The 7,946-nt window shown below is 38.4% G+C and carries 10 protein-coding genes; 9 read left to right on the top strand and 1 reads right to left on the bottom strand.

From position 1 onward, the window contains the following. The 9 genes from AC22ZQ_RS10510 to AC22ZQ_RS10470 form a co-directional block, all read left to right on the top strand. The coding region (locus AC22ZQ_RS10510; RefSeq protein ID WP_318958743.1) for a hypothetical protein at positions 1-537 on the top strand (537 nt) is incomplete at its 5' end. A gap of 72 nt (positions 538-609) precedes the next feature. Then, on the top strand, positions 610-1,107 hold the full coding sequence (locus tag AC22ZQ_RS10505) for a hypothetical protein (protein ID WP_318958742.1): 498 nt from the start codon (positions 610-612) through the stop codon (positions 1,105-1,107). A 15-nt stretch (positions 1,108-1,122) separates the two neighbouring features. Beyond that, positions 1,123-1,671 carry a GNAT family N-acetyltransferase gene (locus AC22ZQ_RS10500; RefSeq protein ID WP_318958741.1) on the top strand — a complete coding sequence of 183 codons (549 nt, stop codon included), beginning with the start codon at positions 1,123-1,125 and terminating at the stop codon, positions 1,669-1,671. A 76-nt stretch (positions 1,672-1,747) separates the two neighbouring features. After that, a complete protein-coding gene (locus AC22ZQ_RS10495; RefSeq protein ID WP_318958740.1) occupies positions 1,748-2,935 on the top strand; it encodes a cytochrome-c peroxidase in 1,188 nt (395 codons plus the stop codon). A gap of 17 nt (positions 2,936-2,952) precedes the next feature. Next, on the top strand, positions 2,953-3,354 hold the full coding sequence (locus AC22ZQ_RS10490) for a DUF8192 domain-containing protein (RefSeq protein WP_318958739.1): 402 nt from the start codon (positions 2,953-2,955) through the stop codon (positions 3,352-3,354). Positions 3,355-3,605: 251 nt separating this feature from the next. After that, positions 3,606-4,274, top strand: coding sequence for an MBL fold metallo-hydrolase (locus tag AC22ZQ_RS10485; protein WP_318958738.1), 669 nt, complete (start codon positions 3,606-3,608; stop codon positions 4,272-4,274). 154 nt (positions 4,275-4,428) lie between these two features. Beyond that, positions 4,429-4,959 (top strand): carboxymuconolactone decarboxylase family protein, encoded by a 531-nt coding sequence (locus AC22ZQ_RS10480; protein WP_318958737.1) that lies wholly within the window; start codon positions 4,429-4,431, stop codon positions 4,957-4,959. After that, entirely contained in the window at positions 4,949-5,377 is a 429-nt protein-coding gene (locus tag AC22ZQ_RS10475) for a nuclear transport factor 2 family protein (RefSeq protein ID WP_318958736.1), read from the top strand. Before AC22ZQ_RS10480 ends, AC22ZQ_RS10475 begins: the two co-directional genes overlap by 11 nt. After that, positions 5,374-6,258, top strand: a complete 885-nt coding sequence (locus AC22ZQ_RS10470; RefSeq protein WP_318958735.1) for a helix-turn-helix domain-containing protein — start codon at positions 5,374-5,376, stop codon at positions 6,256-6,258. The genes AC22ZQ_RS10475 and AC22ZQ_RS10470 overlap by 4 nt, the downstream gene beginning before the upstream one ends. Here the strand turns inward: AC22ZQ_RS10470 and AC22ZQ_RS10465 are convergent. Further along, complete coding sequence (locus AC22ZQ_RS10465) at positions 6,255-7,673, bottom strand: SDR family oxidoreductase (protein ID WP_318958734.1); 1,419 nt, start codon at positions 7,671-7,673, stop codon at positions 6,255-6,257. The two genes, AC22ZQ_RS10470 and AC22ZQ_RS10465, sit on opposite strands and share 4 nt — an antisense overlap. Between the last annotated feature and the right edge of the window lie 273 nt (positions 7,674-7,946).

Here is a 7,946-nt window from a genome sequence, read left to right as displayed (position 1 = left end):
GAAAAAGAACAACAAGAAAGTGAAGCATTTTATCAACGTATTACATCAGGTAAACAATGGTTACTTTTTAAAGTAGTTGTTGTCTTTTGTACGGCAATGGCGATTGTATTCACCATAGAAACCTTCTTTGATGGTCCTACAAAAAGTCTTACAGAAAACGATTGGGAAATAAACAGAGAATGGGAATGGACCTGGCACCAAATACTAGATGTTGAAGATTACATTTTTGCCCCCTTGTTATCGGACTGGTTTGATCATGAAGAAAATAGTTTACAACTCACCTACACGCCTATTTTCAAAACAGGTAAAAAACTCAGCTACAAACTAAAGATAGACGAAAACACCAGTAGGTATCACGAAGAATGGAGACATCGTTCCATATTTAGTTGGTTCCCTTGGTTGCAAATATTTCTACTCATCCCACTGGCTACCTTCATCTTTAAAAGAAAGAGTCCGTGGTTTATTTTTGCCCGTATTATCTCCTTGGTATTCGTACTTCCCGGAACGGTTATGGTTATTATTTTTGCAATGTATTAAACGAACACTTGTCGTAAACACTAACAACGGCAAAAGGACTTAACGTCTTATTAAAAAGCCCCCTTTAAAAACATGCACAAACGAGTATCAGCAGATTTAAATCTCCTCAAATATGCCATTTACCCTGTAGCTGTAATCTGCATAATTATAGGGCTAGAATTACTGTTTGATGGAGTTTTAAATTATTTACATAAAGGAATTAGTTTCCTATTCATCTTACTATTTTTCTTCGCTTTTCGTGGGTTGATCCATTACCTTTTAAGGAAAAATCAAGTTGTAAAATTTGACGGGGAGTATATCTACCTTTTTAAAGGAAAGGAAGTCGAAACTCTTCCCTTTAGTAAGGTTGTTACCTTGAGTAAGAAAGGATTGAATTTAAACGGAAGAAATCTGCTTTCCCTGGTGTTTATTGATAAGAATAACCAGGAACAAGCACTTACTTTTTTCCCGCGTTTAGCTTATCTTAACCTCAATGAATTTTGTAAAAACATAGAAAGAAATTCTACAGATAAGTCTAAATCTAAAATCACCTTTCAATCTGTGTGGGATGAAAAACTTCAAGACTATTAAACCCCGTCCATAACAATGAAAAATAATTACATCTTCACTTCCCAACGTTTGGGCTTCAGAAATTGGAAAGATGCTGACTTAGACATATATGCGGCAATGAACGCAAATACGGATGTGATGCAGTATTTTCCAACGCTAATGACTCAGGAGGAAAGTAAAGCGAGTATAGAAAAATTCAACAGTCAATTCCAAGAGTTGGGTTACACTTATTATGCTGTAGATGAATTAGAAAGTGGTGAATTCATCGGTTTTATAGGTTTGTCTTGGAAGGATTTTGAGTCCAGCTTCACTCCTGCTACAGATATTGGCTGGCGACTCAAACCCTCTGCTTGGGGGAAAGGCTATGCAACTGAAGGGGCACAACGTTGTTTAGCCTACGCTTTTGAAGTTTTGAAATTAGAGAAAGTAATTGCCATTTGTCCGGAAGTAAATACACCTTCTGAACGCGTAATGCAGAAAATTGGAATGAAGCTACAAGGAGCGTTTAAACATCCTTTTTTAAAGGACTATCCTCACTTAGAAAGGTGTTTGTGTTATGCTATCGCGTCCAATGAATTCCAATAATTTTCAATATTTAGCAAAGTAACATTAAACCTTTTGGCACAATAAAAGTCTTAATAAGCAACTAATAACGAGGGCTATGACTACACAACAAACAATTCTAAGCATTGCGATTGTTTTGCTTTTATTTTCCTGTAAAAAAGAAGATACCCTCACCCCTTACACACCCCCAAGTGAACAAGAGATTATCGATGAAGCTTTGAACATAGATTTAAATGCACTCGAGAACTATGCGAACCAAAGCGCCCCTACTTATATAACAAAAGATAATACACCTGCCTACAATCCCATAACTGATGCTGGAGCAACATTGGGTAGAGTATTGTTTTACGACAAAGCACTCTCGGTTGACCAGAGTACTTCTTGCGCTAGTTGCCACAAACAAGCGCATGGTTTTGGTGATGATGTAACACTTAGCCAAGGCGTAAATGGATTAACAGGAAGGCATTCTATGCGTTTGATTAATGCTCGCTTTGGAGATGAAGAAAAGTTCTTTTGGGATGAAAGAGCCGATGATCTAGAGCTACAAAGCACCATGCCTATTCAAGACCACATAGAGATGGGCTTTAGCGGAGAAAACGGAGATTTAGGAATGTCTGATTTAATCCAACGTCTGGAAGCTCTTCCCTATTATCCTATACTCTTTAACAAGGCTTTTGGTTCTGAAACCCTGACAGAAGAAAAAATGCAATGGGCATTGGCGCAATTTATAAGAAGCATACAGTCTTTTGATGCCAAATACGACGTAGGCCGCGCCCAAGTAAATAGCAATATGGCTGATTTCCCCAACTTTACTGCTAATGAGAATAATGGTAAAGCTTTGTTTATGCAACCCGTTCAATTTAACCAAAGTGGAGAACGTATAGGCGGAGGTGCTGGTTGTGCGGTATGTCATAAAGCTCCTGAATTCGATATAGTGCCCAACTCCAAACACAACGGGGTGGTTGGTACAGCAAATAACACGGGGACTGACCTAACAGTTACGCGCTCACCGAGTCTTCGTAACTTAACCCAGACGGATGGAACTTTGAATGGTCCCTTCATGCATACCGGTAAATTCCTTAACCTTTTCAGTGTTATCAATCACTACAACGACATCAGTGGTAGTTTGAGTCTACAAGGCATAGACCAGCGACTTTTACCCAATGGTAACCCACAAAAGCTTCAGTTAACACTCGCTGAAAAAGCAGATATAATTTCCTTTTTACAAACCCTTGCTGGAGAAGATGTTTATACCAATGAAAAATGGTCCAATCCCTTTAAATAAAACATAAAAACACAACCATGAAAACGCTTATACTCTTGTTACTCCTTCCCTTTTTCGGTCTTTCACAATATCATGTAGACAGTATAGGAAAGAACGATAATCAAGTGCTCAACCCTCATGAAATTGAGTATCTCAAAGAACTTATTCAAACCGAGGATAGTCTTATTTCTCTTGAAAACAAGCGTATTCATTTCGCTACAAACAATTGGGGTGCCATAGCTTTGAGTAAATCAGAGTTTTTTAATAATTATTGTAAACCTCGTTCGACGGATAGTCTAAGTATTCAACTTTCAATTATAGAGTTAACACCAGAAGAAAAACAAGCCTTGAAAATAGATGTAATGATAGTGGCTTGGAGTAAAATAGCTCCGGTTGGACGCGCGCGTAAGAAGTTCATTCAAAATATTCAACCCACTTAACGCGATCATACATACTTTTTTCCTTTCTCAACTAAACGCAGTATTTTAGACAGATAAATTTCATATCTAAGCCTACTACACGAGCAACCAAGATAAAGAATACCCATACAATACGAGGATAGCTTTAGAAGGTACTCGTAAAGAAGTGTGAACCCTATCTTTTTAAGTAGGTTATCTTCACGGGGGGTTGATGTATCTTTAGGCTGGAAATTAAAAGAAAAAAATATAAACCACAATCCAAAAGACCCCTTATGATCAAACAACTCTCGGCGCTATTCTTGATTTTTATCTCCTTTCAACTTTACGCACAAGACAGCACTATTACTGCCAAATTCATCGGGAATTGCGGACTTTACTTGAGTGACGGAGCATCTCATCTTTACATAGATTTCCCATACAAATCAGGAGCACACAACTACATGGAATACGATGAAAGTGAACTTGATAGCATACAAGAAAATGCTGTTTTCCTTTTTACCCATCACCATTCAGATCACTATTCAAGAAAATTGATGCGAAAAACCAAAAATGCCAAAGGAGGAAAAGTGTTTGGCAATTGGAATGCAGGAGAACTCGACAGTTTAAAGGAAACATTTACAATAGAAGCCATAAAAACATCACATAGATTTTCCATGAGACATTACTCTTATGTAGTAACATGGCATGGGAAACGTTTTTATTTTTCGGGTGATACCGCCAGTACAAAAGAAGTTAGCGAATTAGAGAACATAGATTGGGCTTTTATCAATCCTTGGCTGTTTATGAAACTACAACGCGAAAGAATAAAGATAGATACTGACTTTTACGCCCTTTACCACTTCTATCCTACCCAAGAATTACCCGAGGATAAACCAGATAATGTGTATCTATTGATGGAACAAGGTGAGCTACTTATTTTGGATAAAAAAGAGGAAGAATAGCGTCCAACACTCTTTACATTACGGACTTTAAGTCTTGAAAGAAACCTGATAGTAAAATTGTCCATGCAATGGCATAAACTGTCTATTCTTTAAGGAGCTTAATCGCCCCAACTTTGCAGTGTCGATAATGACAAACAATTTTAAACACTGTAAAATGAAAAATTTAAATGTACCCGTAAGAGAAGAAGTATCAGCCAATAACCAAGCGATTTTCGACAATTTAAAAAGCTCCTTAGGTTTCGTTCCTAATTTATACGCTGCCATGGCGCATTCAGAAACGGCTTTAGAAAGATACTTAACGTTTCAAGGCGGTAAAACCTCTTTATCCAACAAGGAAAAAGAAGCGGTTAACTTGGTAGTTAGTCAAAGTAACAACTGTCGTTACTGCCAAAGTGCACACACTGCTCTCGGTAAAATGAACGGATTTAACGACGAGGAAATCATAGCCTTACGTAAAGGAAGTGCCTCTGATAGTAAACTGAATGCTTTGGTAAAAATTGCGCAAGACATTACCGTAAACAAAGGAAATATTAGTCAAACAAATTTAGAGAACTTCTATGCCCAAGGCTACAACCACGGTAATTTGATAGATGTCATCGTTCAAATCGGAGATAAAATCATCATGAATTACTTGCACAACTTATCACAAGTAGCGATCGATTTCCCTTTGGCAGATGAACTTTAATAAAGCAGAAGGAAAGCGTCCTCCACTTCCGCCATTCGACTATGAAAGCGCTCACTTAAAAGTACGATTGGCGGAAGAGGCTTGGAACAGCAGGAACCCACAACAAGTAGCCTTGGCCTATACGCCAGATTCTATTTGGAGAAATAGAAACCAGTTTATTCGAGGAAGACAAGAAATAGAAACGTTTCTAGCTCAAAAATGGGAAAATGAACTCGAGTACAAACTCAAGAAAGAGCTTTGGAGTTATAATTTCAACCGTATTGCTGTAAGGTTTTTCTATGAGTACCGTACCAAAGAAGAAGAATGGTTTAGAGCCTATGGCAATGAAATGTGGGAGTTTGCTCCGAGCGGACTCATGCAAAAAAGATATGCGAGTATCAATGACATGCCAATAGATAAAAAAGACAGATTGTTGTGATTGAAAATAATACATACACGCTGTTGGATGATAAAAATGGTGAATTGGCTTTCAAACTCTATACGTTTGAAAGCCTTCATCACTTTGACCACGTTCAACGCCTTCCCTACTATTCCTTGATTTGGATACAACAAGGAAAGGGCAAAACTTTGGTGGATACGCAAGAATACGAATACCAAGACCACACGCTTTTTGCTTGTTCTCCCTTTCAGCCCTTTATGTTTTCTCCCACAGAAAAAACACAAGGAGTTGTACTACATTTTCACCCTAACTTTTTTTGTATACACAAACACCACAGTGAAATTGCCTGTGATGGCATTCTGTTCAACAACGTGTACGAACATCCGTTTATAGAGATAAGCAATGAGAATGCCCAGCAATTAAATTGGCTGGTAGAAGGCATGGAAAAAGATGTGTGTACAGATAAACTTGCAACACAAGACGCTATTTTATCCTACCTCAAACTCATCTTAATTCAATGCTCTAGGATTAAGCAGAACACACAAGAACCTGTTGAAGAAAGGGAAAACTTAACCCATGAGAAAGAAATCGTTGCTCGTTTTAAGGAAGCAATTGAAGAAAATTACAAGGAAATTCACGCACCTAAAGATTATGCAAAATTGCTGCACATCACTCCTAACGCACTCAGTAAATTGGTAAAGGCAAGTTATGGCAAAACTCCCTCCCAAGTAATTGCAGAACGTATTATTATTGAAACCAAACGCGAGTTATACCTCACCAATAAAACGGTAGAAGAAATTGGCTATGAATTGGGCTACGAGGATCCTTTTTACTTTAGTCGTTTCTTTAAAAAACACGTACAAATTTCACCTAGTGCTTACCGCTTAAGAATGGGAGAAAACAAAGCCGCTGCACGCTAACGCGAAGCAATAGACTTCAACATTTTACTAAAAACAATACCGTGAAATGGCAAAACGGCGTACCAGTAGAGTCGGCCCAAAATACCGCGCGGACGAAACGTTGCAGTTTGTACCAGTCTTCCATTTACTATCTTAAACTCTAACCAAGCTTCACCCGGTAGTTTCATTTCCGCAAACAAGAGCAACCTGGTTTCCTCTTTATCGGCATATAAAACACGCCAAAAATCAATGGCGTCGCCCACGTCAATCTTATCCTCATGGGTTCTTCCACGGCGTAAACCTACTCCCCCCACTAATTTGTCTAGAAAACCTCTCATTTTCCACAAAGCATTCGCAGCATACCATCCTGTTTTGCCACCAATGTGCCAAATTTTAGACGCACTCGTATCCACACTTTCTACCCTTGCGCTGCGCACATCTCTAAAACATCCATAGCGCGGAACGGTTATGAAATCAGAAATTTTAAAATTCAGCTGACCACTTGCAAAGGCATCCTTCCAACTCGATACAATTTCATGGTGATTTATTTTCTCAAAAGCACGACGCAAGGCTTCATCGTAGGTCAACAAGTCTTGCTTTATAAACATTCTAATATCATGGTTTTTACACACCACCTCCACCTTCATGCTCTCTACCAAAGCACTCGCTAAGGGATAAGAAGTAGAAGTCACAAAATAAAGCCAATACGATGACAGTTTAGGCGTCATCACAGGAACAGTAACAATGGATCTTTTCAACCTTCTCACCTTTGCAAAATGCAAGAGCATTTCCTTATAGGTCAACACATCCGGACCTCCGATATCGAAAACCCTATCTTCCATAAAGGGTAAATGAATAGATTTTTTAAGATAGGTAAGTACATTAGAAATAGCGATGGGTTGTGATCTCGTATTCAACCATTTGGGAGCCACCATAAACGGAAGTTTTTCCACCAAATCTCTGATAATCTCAAAACTCGCACTTCCAGATCCTATAATGATTCCAGCACGGAAAACAATCGTGTTAAATGGGCCTGCCAACAAGATTTCCTCTACCCTTTTTCTTGATTTCAAATGTTTGGAGAGCTTGTCATCATTAACAATTCCACTCAAGTAAACCACGCGCTCAACAGCACATTTATCCAATAACGCTACAAAATTATGCGCTGCTTTTTCCTCCAAGGCTGCGTAGTCTTTAGAGCTAGACATCGAATGGATGAGGTAATAAGCAACATCAATCTTTTTCGGAAAATTAGAAGGAAGCTCCTTCTTTAAAAAGTCGATTTCTACTACCTCTATATTCGCGCGTAAAGACGGTTCTATTTCAAATCTATCCTTATCGCGTGTACAACAGTACACCTTATGACCATCAGCAACCAACAAAGGCAACAAGCGCCGACCAATATACCCCGTAACACCAGTAAGTAGAATATTCATGTATTAAAAACACTTATCGCATAGGTTTTGTTTAAAAGCAATTCTATCACACAATTATTTGGGGGCGTTCCCCTCATAAAATCGGGGCCGGGCTTTCCGCTATAATACGCTTCCGAATAAATTCGGAATACGCGCTGCCGCTGCTATCCCTAAGCCGATGTAAAAACTTTGCTTACTTTCTAATTTATAATTCTTATTTTGGTTCGAATTCAACAAAACAAAAAAACATGCATCTAAAAATAGCGCTTTCTACTCTACTTTTAACCTTTTTTT

Source organism: Lishizhenia sp., assembly GCF_057456495.1.
Note: the sequence above shows the minus strand (reverse complement) of the source record. Positions and strands in the feature narration are given on the sequence as shown.

Coding starts and splice junctions, on each gene's coding strand:
- AC22ZQ_RS10505 (WP_318958742.1), top strand. CDS start 610: ATGCACAAACGAGTATCAGCAGATTTAAATCTCCTCAAATATGCCATT.
- AC22ZQ_RS10500 (WP_318958741.1), top strand. CDS start 1,123: ATGAAAAATAATTACATCTTCACTTCCCAACGTTTGGGCTTCAGAAAT.
- AC22ZQ_RS10495 (WP_318958740.1), top strand. CDS start 1,748: ATGACTACACAACAAACAATTCTAAGCATTGCGATTGTTTTGCTTTTA.
- AC22ZQ_RS10490 (WP_318958739.1), top strand. CDS start 2,953: ATGAAAACGCTTATACTCTTGTTACTCCTTCCCTTTTTCGGTCTTTCA.
- AC22ZQ_RS10485 (WP_318958738.1), top strand. CDS start 3,606: ATGATCAAACAACTCTCGGCGCTATTCTTGATTTTTATCTCCTTTCAA.
- AC22ZQ_RS10480 (WP_318958737.1), top strand. CDS start 4,429: ATGAAAAATTTAAATGTACCCGTAAGAGAAGAAGTATCAGCCAATAAC.
- AC22ZQ_RS10475 (WP_318958736.1), top strand. CDS start 4,949: ATGAACTTTAATAAAGCAGAAGGAAAGCGTCCTCCACTTCCGCCATTC.
- AC22ZQ_RS10465 (WP_318958734.1), bottom strand. CDS start 7,673: ATGAATATTCTACTTACTGGTGTTACGGGGTATATTGGTCGGCGCTTG.